This is a genomic window from Amycolatopsis azurea DSM 43854, from assembly GCF_001995215.1.
Taxonomy (GTDB): Bacteria; Actinomycetota; Actinomycetes; order Mycobacteriales; family Pseudonocardiaceae; genus Amycolatopsis; species Amycolatopsis azurea.
Window position 1 is genome coordinate 1 of sequence record NZ_MUXN01000003.1, and the last position, 15,777, is coordinate 15,777.

The following is a 15,777-nucleotide window of genomic DNA, read 5'->3' on the forward strand; positions in this document are numbered from 1 at the left end:
CCACCGCGAACGCCAGCGCCACGAGGAACGCGATGTTCTGCCCGTTGGCGAGGATGCCGCCGAGGATCGCGACCGCGCCGATCACCAGCGCGGTGATCCGGGCGACCTTCACCTCCGAAGCCGGTGTCGCCTTGCCCTTCTTGATCACGTTGGCGTAGACGTCGTGTGCGAACGACGCCGACGCCGTGATCGTCAGGCCCGCGACCACCGCGAGGATCGTCGCGAAGGCGATCGCCGCGATCAGGCCGAGCAGGATCGGCCCGCCGAGTTCCAGCGCCAGCAGCGGGGCGGCCGAGTTCACGCCACCGGGCGCCGCCTTGATCTTGTCCGCGCCGACCAGCGCGCCCGCGCCGTAGCCGAGCACCAGGGTGAACAGGTAGAAGACGCCGATCAGGCCGATCGCCCACACCACGGAACGGCGGGCTTCCTTCGCCGTCGGCACGGTGTAGAAGCGCATCAGGACGTGCGGCAGGCCCGCGGTGCCGAGCACCAGCGCGATGCCGAGTGAGAGGAAGTCCAGTTTGGTGGTGCCGGTCTTGCCGTACTGGTTGCCCGGCCCGAGCAGCGCCTCACCGGCCTTGCCCGCCTTGTCCACGGCGCCTTGCAGCAGCGAGGAAAGGTTGAAGCCGTACATGCCGAGCACCCACAGCGTCATCGCCAGCGCGCCGACGATGAGCAGCGCCGCCTTGATGATCTGGACCCAGGTGGTGCCCTTCATGCCGCCGATGAGCACGTAGGCGATCATGATGATGCCGACGATCACGATGATCGCGGCCTGCCCGGCCTTGCTCTCGATCCCGAGCAGCAGCGCGACGAGGCCACCGGCACCCGCCATCTGCGCCAGCAGGTAGAAGAACGACACGGCCAGGGTGGACGTCGCCGCCGCGGCCCGCACCGGGCGCTGCTTCATCCGGAAGGCCAGCACGTCGCCCATGGTGAACTTGCCGGTGTTGCGCAGCAGTTCCGCGACCAGCAGCAGCGCGACCAGCCACGCCACCAGGAAGCCGATGGAGTAGAGGAAGCCGTCGTAGCCGTAGACGGCGATCGCGCCCGCGATCCCGAGGAACGACGCGGCGGACAGGTAGTCACCGGCGATGGCGACGCCGTTCTGCGGACCGGTGAACGCGCGGCCCGCGGCGTAGTAGTCCGACGCCGTCTTCGTGTTGCGGCTGGCCCGGAACACGACGAACAGCGTCACCACCACGAAGAGGCCGAAGATGGTGATGTTGAGTGCGGGGTTGCTTCCCTCGACTCCGGCGGCGAGTGTCATTTGGTCTCACTCTCGAGGTCCGTGCGGATCTTCTCCGCGATGGGGTCGAGTTTCTTGTTCGCGTAGCGGACGTAGAGCCCGGTGATCACGAACGTCGAAACGAACTGCAGCAGACCGAAGACCAGGCCGACGGTGATGTTGCCGACCAGCTTCGTGCTCATGAAGCCGTGCGCGTAGTCGGCGAGCAGTACGTAGAGCAGGTACCAGACGAGGAACAGCGCCGAGACGGGAAAGACGAACCGGCGCAGTCGCGAGCGCAGTTCCTTGAACTCGGGGCTGTCGTGGGCCTTGTCCCAGTCCACTTCGGGCGGACCCTGAGTGTCCGTTTCGGTACTCATCGTGCTCTCCTCGCGCCGCCAATGTGTTCCGCGACACGTTAGGGAGGGGGCAACTGGACCGGAACCTTCAGCGGTTCAAACGCCTGCCGAGACGACGAACGGTCGACGAACGGTACTCGGACCACGACGAAGGGGTCTCGGCCGTGCGATCGTCCAAATGCAGCCGCAGCATGGCGGCGGTCGACCAGGCCGGCGGCCTGCCCCGCCAGGAAACCACGATCATTACGCCGAATGCCAGTGGAACCGACCACGGCGCGGGCTGGGAGATCAGGATCGCGGGCAGACCGCTCAGGCTCGGGGCGAACAGGGCCACGAGGATCGAGCCCGAGGACGCGACCAGTCCGGTGAGGACACCGCTGATCGCGCCCGCCGCGGTGAGCCGGTTCCACCAGATTCCGAGTACCAGAAGCGGGCAGAACGTCGACGCGGCCACGGTGAAACCCCAGGTGACGAGGACGCCCGCGTCCAATCTGGCCGACGGCAACGCGAGCAGGACCATCACCGCGGCTGCTCCGAGCACCGACCATCGCAGTCTCCGCAGTCCACCGGGCGCGAGGTCGTGCGCGATCGCGCCGGAGATCACCAGCAGCAGGCCGAGCGACGTCGCCAGGAACGCGGCGAACGCGCCCGCCGTCAGCAATCCGGTGAACAGCGACCCCGCCCAGCCGTCGTCGATCTGCGCCGGCAGCGCGACGACGACGGTGTCGGTCGCACCGGAGACGTACAGCTCCGGCACCAGCACCCGGCCGAAGACGCCGTAAACCCCTGGGAACAGGTAGAAAACGCCGAGCAGGGCGACGGTGATCGCCGCGGTCCGGCGGGCGGCGCGGCCGTCCGGGCTGGTGTGGAAGCGCATCAGGACGTGCGGCAGGCCCATCGTGCCGAGCATGGTGGCGATCAGGATCGCCCAGGTGCCCAGCAGCGGGTAGCCGTGGTCGCCGAGGTCGAGCAGCGGCCGTTGCCAGTCCGGACCGCCGAGCGGCGCACCGCCCCGGACGGCGGGAACCGGTGCGCCCGAAGCGAATTCCAGTGTTTCGCCGCTCCTGGCCACCAGCTCTCCCGGTGGCACGACGTGCTTTTCCGGGGTGAGCAGCGTGGTCGGCTCGCGCAGGGTCAGCGTCACGTCGATCTCGAAGGACAGCTTGGTGTCGCGCGCGAAGTGGGTGAACTCCACCGGATGCACCGAAGCCGACCGTTCCTCCGGGGAGACCTGGGAGACCAGCCAGATCGCGGGAACGATGAACAGCAACAGCTTCAGCACGAATTGGAACGCCTGGACGTAGGTCGCCGCCCGCATCCCGCCGAGCGCCAGTGTCGCGCTGACGGCGGTGCCCGCGATGACGACGCCGACCCAGTACGGCGTCCCGCCGACGGCGGTCAGCACGAGCCCCGCGGTCCTGAATTGCGGTACCAGGTAAAGGGTTCCGATCACCAGGACGACGAGCGCGGCGAGACGGCGCAGGGCGGGCGAGGCGAGCCGGGCCTCGGCGAAGTCCGGCACGGTGAGCGCGCCGGAACGCCGCATCGGCGCCGCGACGAGCACCAGCATCGCGATGTACCCGGCGGTGAACCCGACCGGGTACCAGAGCGCGCCGATGCCGTCTTTCACCACCAGCCCCGCGACGCCGAGGAACGACGCCGCGGACAGGTATTCGCCGGAGACCGCGGCGGAGTTGACCAGCGGCGAGATCCGGCGCGAGGCGACGAGGAAGTCCGACGTCGTGCGCATGGCGGCGACGCCGCGCAACCCGATCAGCAGGGTGACCAGCACGACGGGGGCCACCGAGAGCGCCGCGACCACTAGTCGTCCTCGATCTTTTCCGCCCGGCGCAGCTGCCACCACGAAAGCAGCGCCATGGCCGGGTACGGGAGGATCGCGATCATCAGCCAGGACAGCGGGATGCCCAGCAGCCGCACCGAATCCAGCCCGGGGAACAGCCCGAACACCAGCGGGAGCCCGAACACCAGCCCGAACATCCCGGCCAGCGCGGGGAGCCCGCGACGGCGCTGGGCCCGGTACAGCCGGTCCGCGCGTTCGGCGTCGCCCGCCGCCAGCCGGGGGACCCGCCAGCGTCCGCGCGCCCGGCGCCGCGAATGCGCGAGCCGGGTCTGCGGGCTGGTGACGGCGACCCGTTTGACGCGGCTCACGCGCGGCTTCCCCGGCCCAGCTCACCGCGTTGCGCGGCGGCGAGCAGCCGGTCCCGCAGGTCGCGCGCGTGGCGGCGGCTCACCGGGACGTCGCCCGCCTCGGTGTGCGCGAGCAGCCCGCCGGTGGTGTCGCTGCGCAGTTCGAGCACCGCGTCCACGGCGAGCAGGAAACCCCGGTGCACCCGGGTGAAACCCGTTCCCTCCCAATACTCTTCGAGCCGGGAGATGGGCATCCGCGTGACGTGGACGCCGGACTTCGTGTGCAGCCGGACGTAATCGCCGTGCGCCTCGACGAACTGGACGTCGTCGCGCCGGACGTACCGGGTGCGCCCGCCGGATTCCACCGGCAGCGCGGACATCGCGTCCGGCGCCGGTTTCGGCTCGCCGTCCTGGTTGCCCGCCATCCGGACCACTTTGGACAGTGCCGCCGACAGTCGTTCCGCGCGGACCGGTTTGAGCAGGTAGTCGACGGCGCCGATGCCGTACGCGGCGACGGCGTGCCCGTCGTGCGCGGTGACGAACACGATCACCGGCGGTTCGCTGAGCCGCGCCAGCAGTGACGCGAGTTCGAGCCCGTCGAGACCGGGCATGGAGATGTCGAGGAAGACGGCGTCGAAATGACTGCCCTGCAACAGCTTGAGCGCGCTGAGCGCGTCACCGGCCGCGACCACCTCGGCGACTTCCGGGGCCTCGCGCAGCAGGCTGCACAGCTCGTCGAGGGCGGGCGGGACGTCGTCGACCGCCAGCACCCGCAACCCGTTCGTCACGGCAGCACCCCCGGCTGGAATCGGGGCACGCGCACCACGACCCTGGTGCCCGCGCCGGTCTCGGTCTCGACCGTCAGGCCGTACCACGGTCCGTAGACGCTGCGCAGCCGTCTGTCCACATTGGCCAGTCCGACGCCGCCGTCGTCGCCGCGCCCGGCCAGGATCGCCGCCGCGCGGGCGGGGTCCATGCCGAGACCGTCGTCCTCGACGCTGATCACGCAGTCGTTCCCTTCCGCCATTCCCTGCACCTGGATGGACCCGGCCTCGGCGCGCGGCTCGATCCCGTGCCGGATCGCGTTCTCCACCAACGGTTCCAGCACGAGATACGGCACCGCGACGGCCAGCACCTCCGGCGCGACGCGCACCTGCACCCGGAGCCGCTCGCCGAGCACCGCGCGCTGCAACGCGAGGTACGTCTCGATGGCGCGGAACTCCTCGGCGACCATCGTGTACTCGCCGTGCCGGGCGAGGCTGTAGCGGGTGTAGTCGGCGAAGTCGAGCATCAGGTCACGGGCGCGGTCCGGGTCGGAGCGGACCAGCGACGAGATCACCGTGAGCGCGTTGTAGACGAAATGCGGCGAGATCTCGGCACGCAGTGCGCGCAGTTCCGCCTCCGCGGCCTGCTCGGCGGACGCTTCCAGCCTGCCGCGTTCGAGCGCGTGGACGACTAGCTCGGCGGCCTGCCTCGCGACGGCGTTCGTCCCTTCGGTGACCAGAAGGACCCCGGCCAGTTCGTCGTGGACGTGCAGCGGCAGCGCCAGCAGCCCGGGTTCGGACACCGGCGTCTCGGAATGGAGGACCTCGTCGAGCGCGGAGGCGACGACGTCGTCGGCCGCCGGACGGCCGGACCACAGGAGCGAGCCGGAAAGGTCGGTGAGCCCGAGGCCGGGGACCCCGAACAGCCTGCGGAGGCCGTGCGTGGCGTGGCGGGCGCGGGGTCCGGCGAGGCCGTCCATCAGATCGTCGGAGACGCGCTGGGCGGCGGCGAGCACCGGCACCGGATCCGCGTTCGCGGCGGGACGCCAGGGCAGACGGGTGGTCATCCGGCCTCCTCCACGACGTCGGGGCCTAGATCCTAACGTCGGTGCGTGGTTTCGCCGGTTACGCTCCGGGCATGGTCCCCGGTGATGCTGTGGTGCTGCGCCTGGACGTCGTGATGCGTCGGCTCGCACTGGTCGGTTTCGTGGTCTTCGGCGCCGGAGGTGTGGTGGCCGTAGTCGTGTCACTGGCCGGACATGCCCGGCAGACCGGGTACGGGGTGCTGTTCGGCCTGCTCAGCGTGGTTTTCGCGGGGCTGATCCTGGTGGGCCTGCGGCGGTCGGCCGGTTCCCTGACGATCTCGGCCTCGGGCTTCGCGGTGGCGGCCAGGGAAGACGCCTTCGAGGTGCGCTGGACCGAGGTGACCCGGCTGCGGGTCTGGCGCGAGAAACGCCGGGTGGGGCGCTGGATGCACTGGTGGCACTACCGGCTCGAGTGGACCGGTTCCGGACCCGAGGTGCTTCTGGAGGACGGCGAGTACCTCTACGCGCTGGGGCACTTGGGCGGGGGCGCGCGGCTGTACGCGGCGCTGGAGCGGCTCGCTCCACCCACGACGCGCCTGGAGCTCGAGTGAGCCGCCGGTCCAGGTGGTCGTGAGTGGTAAGTGTCGTTAGAACGACACTTACCACTCACGACCAACCCGACCCACGCTGTTCCGCCGGTGCGTCAGCAGCTCTGCTTGTAGAAGTACTGCGCGTTCGCGTCCATGTTCGCCTTGGTGATGGAGTGCAGCGAAGCGGTCAGGTTGCGCGTGACCGGCTTGCCCTCCAGCGCCGCGATGGCCTGCTGGACGCCCTGCTGCCCGATGGAGGCCGGGTCCTGCGCGATGAGGCCCTGGTACTCGCCCTTCTTCAGGCCCTCGATCTCCGACGGCGAGGCGTCGAAGCCGATCAGGTTGACCGCGCCGACCTTGCCCGCGTTCCGCAGACCGGTCGCGGCGCCCTCACCGGTGTTGAGGTTGGTCGCGAAGATGCCGATCAGGTCCGGGGTGGACGCCAGCGCGGCGGTCACCTTGGACGCGGCCTGGTCGGGCTCGTTCTGGGTGAACTGCACGCCCGCCGACTTCAGGTTCGGGTAGTTCTTCAGCTCGTCCTCGAATCCCTTCGCGCGGGTGTTCGTGGTCGAGGTGCCCGCGATGGTGTCGAGCACCAGCACCGAGCCGGTCTTGCCCGCGGCCAGTTCCGACATCGTCTTCGCGGCGAGCTTGCCGCCCTCGGCGTTGTCGGAGGAGATCGACGACTCCGCCACGCTGGTGTCCTTCAGCGCGGTGTCGACCTCGATGATCTTCGCGCCGCGGCCCTTGACCTGCTGGATCGGCGCGAGCATCGCCTGCGCGTCGGTCGGCGCGATCAGCAGCGCGGCGGGCGGGTTGGAGCCCAGCGCGTTGACGAGCTGGGTCTGCATGGCCGCGTCGAATTTCTGCGGCGCCTGCGTGGTGATCTCGTAGCCGGACTTCTTGGCCTCGGCTTCGGCACCGCACTGCATCGAGATGTAGAACGGCTCGGCCTGCACACCCGGGATCAGCGACAGCTTCTTGGTGTTGGTCTTCGCGCCGGAGTCGCCCGACGACGACTGGCCGACGGTGCCGCCACCGCAGGCGGTCAGCAGGAGGGCCGCGGAAAGGGCGGCACCGGTGACGAGCAGGGTCTTCTTCATGGGGATTGCACCTCTTTGTGCGTAGGGAGAACTAACGAGAGTTGCGGCGACGACGGCGCCGCTGGTCGAACCAGACCGCGGCGATCAGCACCGCGCCGACCGCGATCATCTGCCAGAAGTCCTGGACCTGCGTGATGTTGAAGCCCTTCTTCAGCACCGCCGGGATGAACACGCCGATCACCGTGCCCAGCACCGAACCGACACCGCCGAAGAGACTCGTACCGCCCATCACCGTGGCGGCGATGGCGTTGAGGTTGTCGGTGGTGTGCGCCGAAATCGTCGTCGACGCGTAGTACGCCAGCGAGAGGAAACCGGCGACACCGGCGAGGAAACCGGTGAGCGTGTACACCTTCAGCAGGTGCGCGGTCACCCCGATGCCCGCCCGGCGCGCGCCCTCGGCGTTGGAGCCGACGGCGTAGGTGTAGCGGCCGAATTTGGTGGTGTGCAACAGCCACGCGCCGATCAGCGTGATCACCACGGCCACCAGCACCAGGTTCGGCACCCCGCCGAACGATGTCCCGTAGCCGAGCGTCTTGTTGAGCTCGGTCGGCACGCTGCGCACGTCGGACCCGTTGTTCAGCAGGTACGCGGCGCCGAGCGCGGCACCCATCGTGCCGAGCGTGACGATCAGCGGCGGGATGTTCGCCACCGCGATCAGGAAACCGTTGATGAGCCCCCAGATCGTGCCCGCGACGACCGCCGCCAGGAGTCCGACCAGGATGACGTCCCAGCCGGCCTTGGTCGCGTCGCCGCCGGGGCTCATCGCCTCCATCGTCTTGCCGGCCACCATGCCCGCGAAGATCAGCACGGAACCGACCGACAGGTCGATGCCCGAGGTGATGATCACGAACGTCATGCCGACCGAGAGCACCAGCAGCACCGAGGTCTCGATGAGCAGCGTCTGGAAGGTGAACAGCGTCGCGAACTCGGCGGGCGCGATCGCGGTGAACACGATGATCAGCGCCAGCAGCACCAGTGCGATCCAGAACGTGTTGGCCCCGATCAGCCGCTGGCCGATCGACCGCTTGCCGAAGCCGCCGTCCACGGACGTCTGGATCTCGGGGTCCTTCTTCGTCGGAGTGGACACGGTCACGCCGCCTCCTCTTGTACGAGGGCGCCCGTCATCGCGGCGACCAGGTCTTCCAGTTTCGTGTCGGCGCCGGTGAACCGGGCGACGCGCTTGCCGAGCCGCAGCACCTCGATGCGGTCGGCCACCGACAGCACCTCGGGCATGTTGTGGCTGATCAGCACGACGGCGATGCCCTTGTCCCGCACCTTCTTGATCACGTCGAGCACGCGTTCGCGCTGCACGACGCCGAGCGCGGCCGTCGGCTCGTCCATGAACACGACCTTCGAGGCCCAGACGACCGACCGCGCGACCGCGACGCTTTGGCGCTGCCCGCCCGAAAGCGAGCCGATCGGGACGTCGGTGCTCTGCAACGTCACGCCGAGCCGCTGGAACTCGTCCACGGCCTGGCGGCGCATTTCCTTCTTGTCCAGCATTCCCAGCTTGCCGAGGATCCCCTTGCGGTGGATTTCCCTGCCGAGGAACAGGTTCGCGGCCGGATCGAGTTCCGGTGCGACCGCGAGGTCCTGGTACACCGTCTCGATCCCCATCTTCCGTGCCGTGGTGGGGGAGTCCAGGTGGGCCTCGGCGCCGTCGAGCAGGATCTTGCCCGACGTCGGCTGCTCCGCACCGGACAGACATTTGACCAAAGTGGACTTCCCGGCGCCGTTGTCGCCGATCAGCGCGGTGACCTCACCGGCGCGGGCCTGGAAGGACGCGCCGCGCAGGGCTTCGACCGAGCCGTACCGTTTGACCAGGTTCTGGGCGTCGAGCAGGAGTTCGCTCACGATCGCTCCCTCTTCTCGGGGGCCGGTGGCCGGCAGCGGATGACGGTGACGTCACCCTCCACAGAGGACTGACCGGCGTCGTGCGGGATCACGTAGGTCTCGCCCTTGCGCAGCGCGTACTCGCCGCCGTGTTCGGTCCGGAGCGTTCCCGAACCGTCCATGACGACCAGCACCGCGAACGACGGGTCGAGTGACAACGTTGTCGACCCACCGGAAACAGCGGGGCGGAGCTGATCGGCGCGGAAGAACGCGTCACTGCCGTCGGCGAGCAGGTCCACAGTGGACGCCGGGTCGCCCGCGGTGCGCTTGACGATCGAGCCGAGGCGTTCTTCGTCCCAGCCCGAGGTGTCCAGCGTCTCGATGGCGGTTTCGAAGCCGATCCCGAGGTGTGCCTTCTCCGGGTTCGCCAGGAAGTCGCGCCATTCCAGGGTCAGCGAGAAGTCGGTCGGCTGCTGGAGTTCGACGACGAACACGCCTTCGCCGATCGCGTGCGGCAGCCCGGCGGGGATGTAGACCGTGTCGCCGGGGGTGACCGCGACGCTGTTCAGCGCTTCGAGCATGGCGGGCGCGTCCTGGCTTCGGGCCCACTCGTTGACCGTCGCCTTGTCGACGGTCTCCTTGAAACCCGGGTAGACGCGTGGGTCGTCGCCGTAGGTGCCGACCACGATCCACGCCTCGGTCTTGCCGAAGTGCGAGTCGAAGTGCCGCCGGGCGAACGAATCCGACGGGTGGAAGTGCACCGGCAGGCGCTGGCCCGCGTCGAGCAGCTTCACCAGCAGGCCGGTCGAGTCGCCGAGCGCCTCGACGTGCTTGGCGCCGAGCCAGGCCGACGGGTTCTCGCGGACGGCGTCGCGCAGCCAGAGCCCGCTGGGGAGCTTGGTCAGGCCGTTGGTCTCCTGGCCGAACATCGTGGTGGCCGAGCCGACCCAGTCCTCCGGGCCGTACTTGGAATCCGACGGTGCGCCCCGCAACGCGGCGATGGCATCGCCGCCGCGGTAGAACTGCGGCGGCTGGTTCGCCGGCAGGCGGATCGGTTCGAGGTGGCCGCTCATGAAGGGGCGACCTCCCCGGAACCGCGGGCTACGAGATGCACGGGCAGAACTACCTTTCTCGGTGCGGATTGATCTCCTTGGACCCGGGCGAACAGCAGTTCCGCGGCCGCCCGGCCCAGTGCGCTCACGTCGTGCGCGATCACGGAGACCGGCGGATCCAGCAGATCCGCCAGTTCGAAGTCGTCGAAGCTGATCATCGCGGGACGCCGGTCGGCGTGCGCCAGCGCGCGCAGCAGGTGCACGGCGACCCGGTTGTTGCCCGCGATCACGGCGGTGGCCGGGTTCGGCCCGGTGAGCAGCCGCCGCACGGCGTCGCCGACGCTCTCGGCCGTCGGGGTCCGCATCACGACGAGGCTTTCGTCGTACGGGATCCCGTTGCGGACGCAGCCTTCCCGGAACCCGCGCAGGCGCTCGCCCGCGGTGAAGATGTCCGGGCTGTCGGCGAGGAACGCGATCCGGCGATGGCCGTGTTTCACCAGCTGGGCGACCGCTTCGACGGTGCCGCCGATGTTGTCGACCAGCACCGTGTCGGCCACGATGTCGCCGGCGGGCCGGTCGAGGAACACCACGGGGGTGCCGGCGCGCATCTCGGGGACCAGGTACCCGTGCTGCATCCCGGCCGGGACGACGAGGATCCCGTCGACGCGGCGGGAACAGAACTCCAGCACCAGTTCGCGCTCGCGGTCCGAGTTCTCCTCCGACGAACCGGTCAGCACCTGGCGGCCGAACGAGGTCGCGATCCGCTCGACGGCCCGGTTGAGCTCCGAATAGAAGGGGTTCCCGACGTCTTCGACGATCAGGCCGATCGTCCCGGTCGTCGAGCCGCGCCGCAGGTTCCGCGCGCCGAGGTTGCGCCGGAAGCCGAGCTGCTCGATCGCCGCCATGACGCGCTCCGCGGTGTCCGGGTGGACGGCGGGCTCGTCGTTCACTACCCGCGAGACGGTCTTGATGCTCACGCCCGCGAGCCGGGCCACGTCGCTCATCGTGGCCCGTCGGCTGGTGGTGCGGTGGACGTTGTCCGGTCCGCTGGAAGACAACGTTGTCATAGTGGCGGGAATTGAAACGCGAGAACGCGGTGATGTCAATGCCCGGTTCGCCTGGGAGACGCTTTCCGAGGTCGAACCGTTACTGCCGGATGGTCTCGGTACGCCTTCCGCGTGGTCCTTGTCCGGAATCGGACAGGGTTTGACGGACCTCTTGACCGGGTGGTCTGTTCTTGTCGAAGGTGAGCAGGCAGCGACAACGTTGTCAGGAGGCGGCCTTTCCCATGCCTGCACGCACTTCGACCCGCGTCGCCGGGTTGCTCACCGCGCTCGTCGTCCCCGCCGGGCTGCTCACGCCCGTCGCGGCGGCGGCGCCCGGTGGCGACCCCGTGGACGCGGTCAACACCTTCATCGGCACCAAGGACGACGGCAACACCTTCCCCGGCGCCTCGGCGCCTTTCGGGATGACCCAGGTCAGCCCGATCTCCTCGCATTACGCCGGATACCGCTACGACGACACCGCGATCCGCGGCTTCGGGCATTTCTTCCTGTCCGGCGCGGGCTGCTGGGAGCAGGGCGGTCTCGTGTCGTCCCTGCCCACGACCGGCGCGGTCGGTCCCGGCGCGGCGTTCGACACCACGAAACCGGACACCTTCGACCACAAGAAGTACGCCTCGCCGTACACGCACGAGGGCGAGGTCGGGAAGCCCGGCTACTACAAGGTGCGGCTCACCGGCTACGGCGGCGTCGACGCGGAGACCACCGCGACCACGCGGACCGGCGTCGAGCGGTACACGTTCGCGAAATCCGGTGACGCCAACGTCTTCGTCAACGTCGGCCAGGCCAACGACAAGGAACCCGTGACGGCGAGCCAGATCCGCGTCGTCGGGGACCGGACGGTCGAAGGAATGGTGGAGTCGCAGGCTTTCTGTGGCGGGAAGCCGTACAAGACCTGGTTCACCACGACGTTCGACAAGCCGTTCGAATCCTTCGGCACCTGGTCGCCGACGGGCGGCACGCCGGGCTCGAAGGAGTCCGCCGGCGGTGAAGGCCTGCGCGGCGCCTGGCTGACCTTCGGCGGCGGGCAGGTCACCGCCACGACGGCGATCTCTCACGTCGACGCCTTCGGCGCCAAGCTCAACCTGGCGTCCGAGAAGGGCCGCTCGTTCGACGCGGTCCGCGACGGCGCCCAGCGCGCCTGGCGCAAGGAACTGTCCTCAGTGGACATCAAGGGCGGCGCGAAGGACGACCGCACGGTGTTCTACACCTCGCTCTACCACGCGCTTTTGCAACCGTTGACCGGCAATGACGCCGACGGCCGGTACCGCGGGTTCGACGACAAGATCCACCGCGCGCTGGGCTGGACGTACTACGAGTTCTTCTCGTTGTGGGACACCTATCGCACGCAGAACCAGCTGCTCGCGCTCCTGCGGCCGTCGCGGGCGAAGGACGTCGCGAAATCCGTGCTCGCCATCCACGATCAGGGTGGCTGGCTGCCGCGCTGGGCGTACGCGAACCAGGAGACGAACACGATGACCGGCGATCCGGTCACCCCGTTCCTGGTCGACCTGTGGCGTTTCGGCGCGCTGTCCGGTCAGGAGTTCAAGGCGTACCAGGCACTTCTGCAAAACTCGCGGGAGATCCCGCCCGCGTCTTCGCCGTTCCAGGGCCGCTCGGGGAACGCGAGCTACCAGAAGGACGGGTTCGTCCAGTACGACAAGGACTTCCCGAAGAAGGGACAGGACACCGATCCGAACCACGGCGCTTCGGCCACCTTGGAGTACGCGCTCGCGGACTGCTCGCTGTCCATCATGGCCGCCGGTCTCGGCAAGAAGGACGACGCGAAAGCCCTGTCCGACAAGGGACGCAGCTACCGCACGCTGTGGGACTCTTCGGTGACCGACCGCGGCTTCACCGGTTTCTACCGGCCCAAGCTCGAAGGCGGCGAGTGGTTCAGCCCGGCGGGCAAGCCGTTCGACCCGCAGAGCCAGGACGGGTTCCACGAGGGCACCTCGTGGCAGTACCAATGGCTGACCCAGCAGGACGTGCCCGGCCTGGTCGACCGGATGGGCGGCAAGGAGAACGTGGGCAAGCGGCTCGACGACTTCTTCGCCTACGGGGATCTGGTCAAGGACCCGGCGAAGACCGTGCGCGAGGAATGGGTCGTCGGCCCGTACAACTACTACAACCAGTTCCGCTACAACCCGAACAACGAGCCGGATCTGCACTCGCCCTGGATGTACACGCTGACCGGGCAGCCGTGGAAGACCTCGGCCGTCGTCCGCGCGGCGCACACGTTGTTCACCAACGCGCCCAACGGTGTCACCGGTAACGACGACCTCGGGACCATGTCCGCGTGGTACGTCTTCAGTGCGCTGGGGTTGTATCCGGCGGTGCCGGGCACCGGGCAGTTCCTGCTCAACGCGCCGCGGTTCGAGAAGTCGGTGGTACATCTGGAGAACGGCCGTGACATCACGATCAAGGCCGGCGGCGCGGACCCGTCGAAGCTCCAGTACGTCCAAGGACTGGGATCCGGCTCGCAGCAGGCTTACGTCGGCCTGGAACAGTTGACGCGAGGGACCACTTTGGACTTCAAGCTCACCGGCGATGAGACGAAGGCCACTTGGGCGACCGGCCCGGAAGGCGCGCCGAAATCGCCGTGCGCCGGGTGATCCGAGTGGTTTAGACCGGTTCACACCGGGGGTCGTGAGCAGCATCACGACCCCCGGTGTTCCGGTGAGGGCCGTCACGCCTCACACTGGTCTTACCACGTCCGACAGCGCTGTTGACGTCCCTGGCGAGTCCGCCTTGGACAGTGCTCGTCGGACGTAGTCATGTAGGCACACATAGTGGTGAGACCCCACAGGAGGAGAAAGTGTCCAGCAAGGCCGCTCTAGTATTCCGCGTGGCCGCGGTAGCCGAAGCCCTTTCGTGGGCCGGGCTGCTGGTCGGGATGTTCCTCAAGTACGCCGTCAAGCTCGGCGAGGGCGGCGTTCCCGTCCTCGGCATGGTGCACGGCGTCGTGTTCGTCCTCTACGTGCTGGTCTCCCTGTCCGTGGCGAAGCCGCTCGGCTGGCGCCCGAAGACCCTGATCCTCGCGCTGCTCTCCAGCATCCCGCCGCTGTTCACCTGGCTGTTCGAGTCCTGGGCGCTGCGCAACGGCAAGCTGGACGGCCCGCAGCGGCTGTCGCACGGCGGTGTCGGCCTGTTCACGGCCAAGTCCGCGGAACCCGCCGCCGTCTGATCCGCCGGTCCCCGCGAAAAGGCCCCCGTCCGATGGATGGGGGCCTTTTCCGTTCGCGGGGTCATTCCGTGAAGTCGCCGGTGGCCTTGCGGACCTCGGTGAGCAGGTCGGTCAGCTGCTCGGTCTGCTTGCCGGTGAGCCCGGTCAGCCCGAAGTCGATTTCGGTGACCGCCGCGGTGGCCTCTTCGCGGCGTGCCCGGCCTTCGTCGGTGATCTCGACCAGCGTGGTCCGGCGGTCGGTCGGATGCGGGACGCGCTTGACCAGCCCGTCCTTTTCGAGCCTGTCGACGATGTTGGTGACGCTCGTCGGGTGCAGCTGGAGCCGTTCGCCCATCACACGCATCGGCAGGTGGGATGCGCGGGCGAAGGTCAGCAGGACCAGCGCTTCGTACCGGGCGAAGGTCAGCCCGTGCGGTTTGAGCGCGCCGTCCACCGCGGACTGGATGATCTGCTGCACGCGCATGATCCCGGTCACCGCGGCCATGGTTTCGGACGGCCCGATGCGGGCCTCCCACAGCTGCGCCGCGCGGGCGATCGGGTCGAACGGCAACGGACGGCTCATGGCGATCGAAGTTACCAGCGGGTACCCGTGCCATGGTGCGCGACCGGGTGTTATGCGTGGGAAAAGTGTCCTAACGAGGAGCAGAAGATGATCGTGGCCTTCAGTGTCAGCCCGTCCGCCGCCGAGGAAGACGGCGGTGTCAGCGAAGCGGTCGCCCGCGCGGTGAAAGTGGTCCGTGAGTCCGGCCTGCCGAATTCGACCAACGCGATGTTCACCAACATCGAGGGTTCCTGGGACGAGGTCATGGACGTCGTCAAACGCGCCGTCGAGGCCGCGGGCGAGGGATCGTCACGGGTGGGTCTGGTGCTCAAGGCCGACATCCGGCCGGGGTACGAGGGCCAGCTGACCGCGAAGGTGGAACGCGTCGAAAAGCACCTGAGCGAGTAAGTCAGGGCAGCGGTGGGGTGAAGGACACCAGCCACAGCTTGTTCTTGACCGCGATGGCCACCGGGTAGCCGAACGCGCTGCCGTCGCCCAGTTTCCCGCTGACGGTCGCCGAAGTCGGCGCGAGGTCGTCCGGTGCGAACTTCACCGCGACGTCGTGGGCGCCGCGACCGGCCAGCGCGTCGAGATAGGACTTCGCGAACTCGTCCGCCGCCGCGGGCGGGTAGTCGATGAGCTCGGAGAGGGCCTCGGCGTCGTGTTCGTTGAGCGCGGCGGCGAGGCCTTCCCGGAGTTGCCCCGGGCTGGCGACGCCGGGGTCGGGCTGATGGGCGATCAGCACCGTGATGACGCTCACCCACGTGACCGCGATGGCTATCGCCACGGCCACCGTGGCCGTCCTGCGTGTCGGAATGTCGATCACCCCCTCGCAGGGAGCCTGCCGGACGGGGACCGTCCTGCCAAGCGGGCAGGCGGGGGCATG

17 protein-coding genes are annotated in these 15,777 nt (G+C 68.8%); 4 read left to right on the forward strand and 13 right to left on the reverse strand.

The genetic code is table 11. From position 1 onward, the window contains the following. The 6 genes from B0293_RS05420 to B0293_RS05445 form a co-directional block, all read right to left on the reverse strand. A partial coding sequence (locus tag B0293_RS05420; protein WP_077241249.1) for a solute symporter family protein occupies window positions 1-1,270 on the reverse strand: 1,270 nt, incomplete at its 3' end. Next, the gene (locus tag B0293_RS05425; RefSeq protein ID WP_005168535.1) at window positions 1,267-1,608 is read right to left on the reverse strand and encodes a DUF485 domain-containing protein; all 342 of its coding nucleotides are present in this window, start codon (window positions 1,606-1,608) and stop codon (window positions 1,267-1,269) included. The genes B0293_RS05420 and B0293_RS05425, both read right to left, overlap by 4 nt. A gap of 67 nt (window positions 1,609-1,675) precedes the next feature. Further along, window positions 1,676-3,409 (reverse strand): sodium/solute symporter, encoded by a 1,734-nt coding sequence (locus tag B0293_RS05430; RefSeq protein WP_005168536.1) that lies wholly within the window; start codon window positions 3,407-3,409, stop codon window positions 1,676-1,678. Then, window positions 3,409-3,756, reverse strand: coding sequence for a hypothetical protein (locus B0293_RS05435; RefSeq protein ID WP_005168537.1), 348 nt, complete (start codon window positions 3,754-3,756; stop codon window positions 3,409-3,411). Before B0293_RS05435 ends, B0293_RS05430 begins: the two co-directional genes overlap by 1 nt. After that, window positions 3,753-4,523, reverse strand: a complete 771-nt coding sequence (locus tag B0293_RS05440) for a LytR/AlgR family response regulator transcription factor (protein WP_005167803.1) — start codon at window positions 4,521-4,523, stop codon at window positions 3,753-3,755. The genes B0293_RS05435 and B0293_RS05440 overlap by 4 nt, the downstream gene beginning before the upstream one ends. After that, a complete protein-coding gene (locus B0293_RS05445) occupies window positions 4,520-5,566 on the reverse strand; it encodes a sensor histidine kinase (protein WP_005167805.1) in 1,047 nt (348 codons plus the stop codon). Before B0293_RS05445 ends, B0293_RS05440 begins: the two co-directional genes overlap by 4 nt. Before the next feature lie 71 nt (window positions 5,567-5,637). On the opposite strand from B0293_RS05445, the gene B0293_RS05450 reads away from it, so the two are divergent. Beyond that, a complete protein-coding gene (locus tag B0293_RS05450; protein ID WP_245192178.1) occupies window positions 5,638-6,135 on the forward strand; it encodes a hypothetical protein in 498 nt (165 codons plus the stop codon). A gap of 92 nt (window positions 6,136-6,227) precedes the next feature. Here the strand turns inward: B0293_RS05450 and B0293_RS05455 are convergent, their stop codons facing one another. Genes B0293_RS05455 through B0293_RS05475 form a run of 5 tightly spaced genes read right to left on the reverse strand, consistent with a single transcriptional unit; the run spans window position 6,228 to window position 11,106 of the window. Beyond that, window positions 6,228-7,217 (reverse strand): ABC transporter substrate-binding protein, encoded by a 990-nt coding sequence (locus B0293_RS05455; RefSeq protein ID WP_005167809.1) that lies wholly within the window; start codon window positions 7,215-7,217, stop codon window positions 6,228-6,230. Between the two features lie 31 nt (window positions 7,218-7,248). Beyond that, window positions 7,249-8,310, reverse strand: a complete 1,062-nt coding sequence (locus B0293_RS05460) for an ABC transporter permease (RefSeq protein WP_005167811.1) — start codon at window positions 8,308-8,310, stop codon at window positions 7,249-7,251. Next, window positions 8,307-9,071, reverse strand: coding sequence for an ATP-binding cassette domain-containing protein (locus tag B0293_RS05465; RefSeq protein WP_005167813.1), 765 nt, complete (start codon window positions 9,069-9,071; stop codon window positions 8,307-8,309). The genes B0293_RS05460 and B0293_RS05465 overlap by 4 nt, the downstream gene beginning before the upstream one ends. Beyond that, on the reverse strand, window positions 9,068-10,123 hold the full coding sequence (locus B0293_RS05470; RefSeq protein ID WP_005167815.1) for a class I mannose-6-phosphate isomerase: 1,056 nt from the start codon (window positions 10,121-10,123) through the stop codon (window positions 9,068-9,070). Before B0293_RS05470 ends, B0293_RS05465 begins: the two co-directional genes overlap by 4 nt. Next, window positions 10,120-11,106, reverse strand: coding sequence for a LacI family DNA-binding transcriptional regulator (locus B0293_RS05475; RefSeq protein ID WP_039919926.1), 987 nt, complete (start codon window positions 11,104-11,106; stop codon window positions 10,120-10,122). Before B0293_RS05475 ends, B0293_RS05470 begins: the two co-directional genes overlap by 4 nt. A gap of 284 nt (window positions 11,107-11,390) precedes the next feature. On the opposite strand from B0293_RS05475, the gene B0293_RS05480 reads away from it, so the two are divergent. Together B0293_RS05480 and B0293_RS05485 are read left to right on the forward strand one after the other, a co-directional pair. Beyond that, complete coding sequence (locus B0293_RS05480; protein ID WP_005167818.1) at window positions 11,391-13,778, forward strand: GH92 family glycosyl hydrolase; 2,388 nt, start codon at window positions 11,391-11,393, stop codon at window positions 13,776-13,778. Window positions 13,779-13,981: 203 nt separating this feature from the next. Further along, window positions 13,982-14,350: a DUF3817 domain-containing protein gene (locus tag B0293_RS05485; RefSeq protein WP_039919927.1), complete on the forward strand. Its 369-nt coding sequence runs from the start codon at window positions 13,982-13,984 to the stop codon at window positions 14,348-14,350. A gap of 61 nt (window positions 14,351-14,411) precedes the next feature. Here B0293_RS05485 and B0293_RS05490 read toward each other — a convergent pair whose 3' ends face one another. Further along, the gene (locus B0293_RS05490; RefSeq protein WP_005167822.1) at window positions 14,412-14,912 is read right to left on the reverse strand and encodes a MarR family winged helix-turn-helix transcriptional regulator; all 501 of its coding nucleotides are present in this window, start codon (window positions 14,910-14,912) and stop codon (window positions 14,412-14,414) included. An 87-nt stretch (window positions 14,913-14,999) separates the two neighbouring features. Here B0293_RS05490 and B0293_RS05495 point away from each other — a divergent pair, with 87 nt between their 5' ends. Then, window positions 15,000-15,299 (forward strand): thiamine-binding protein, encoded by a 300-nt coding sequence (locus B0293_RS05495; RefSeq protein WP_005167823.1) that lies wholly within the window; start codon window positions 15,000-15,002, stop codon window positions 15,297-15,299. Between the two features lies 1 nt (window position 15,300). On the opposite strand, the gene B0293_RS05500 is transcribed toward B0293_RS05495, so the two are convergent. Further along, a complete protein-coding gene (locus B0293_RS05500; protein ID WP_039919928.1) occupies window positions 15,301-15,717 on the reverse strand; it encodes a hypothetical protein in 417 nt (138 codons plus the stop codon). Window positions 15,718-15,777 lie beyond the last annotated feature (60 nt).

What these genes read in the sequence shown, in the direction of transcription:
- B0293_RS05445 (WP_005167805.1), bottom strand. Translation starts at nt 5,566, where the DNA reads ATGACCACCCGTCTGCCCTGGCGTCCCGCCGCGAACGCGGATCCGGTG.
- B0293_RS05475 (WP_039919926.1), bottom strand. Translation starts at nt 11,106, where the DNA reads ATGAGCGACGTGGCCCGGCTCGCGGGCGTGAGCATCAAGACCGTCTCG.
- B0293_RS05480 (WP_005167818.1), top strand. Translation starts at nt 11,391, where the DNA reads ATGCCTGCACGCACTTCGACCCGCGTCGCCGGGTTGCTCACCGCGCTC.
- B0293_RS05490 (WP_005167822.1), bottom strand. Translation starts at nt 14,912, where the DNA reads ATGAGCCGTCCGTTGCCGTTCGACCCGATCGCCCGCGCGGCGCAGCTG.
- B0293_RS05470 (WP_005167815.1), bottom strand. Translation starts at nt 10,123, where the DNA reads ATGAGCGGCCACCTCGAACCGATCCGCCTGCCGGCGAACCAGCCGCCG.
- B0293_RS05455 (WP_005167809.1), bottom strand. Translation starts at nt 7,217, where the DNA reads ATGAAGAAGACCCTGCTCGTCACCGGTGCCGCCCTTTCCGCGGCCCTC.
- B0293_RS05450 (WP_245192178.1), top strand. Translation starts at nt 5,638, where the DNA reads ATGGTCCCCGGTGATGCTGTGGTGCTGCGCCTGGACGTCGTGATGCGT.
- B0293_RS05495 (WP_005167823.1), top strand. Translation starts at nt 15,000, where the DNA reads ATGATCGTGGCCTTCAGTGTCAGCCCGTCCGCCGCCGAGGAAGACGGC.
- B0293_RS05425 (WP_005168535.1), bottom strand. Translation starts at nt 1,608, where the DNA reads ATGAGTACCGAAACGGACACTCAGGGTCCGCCCGAAGTGGACTGGGAC.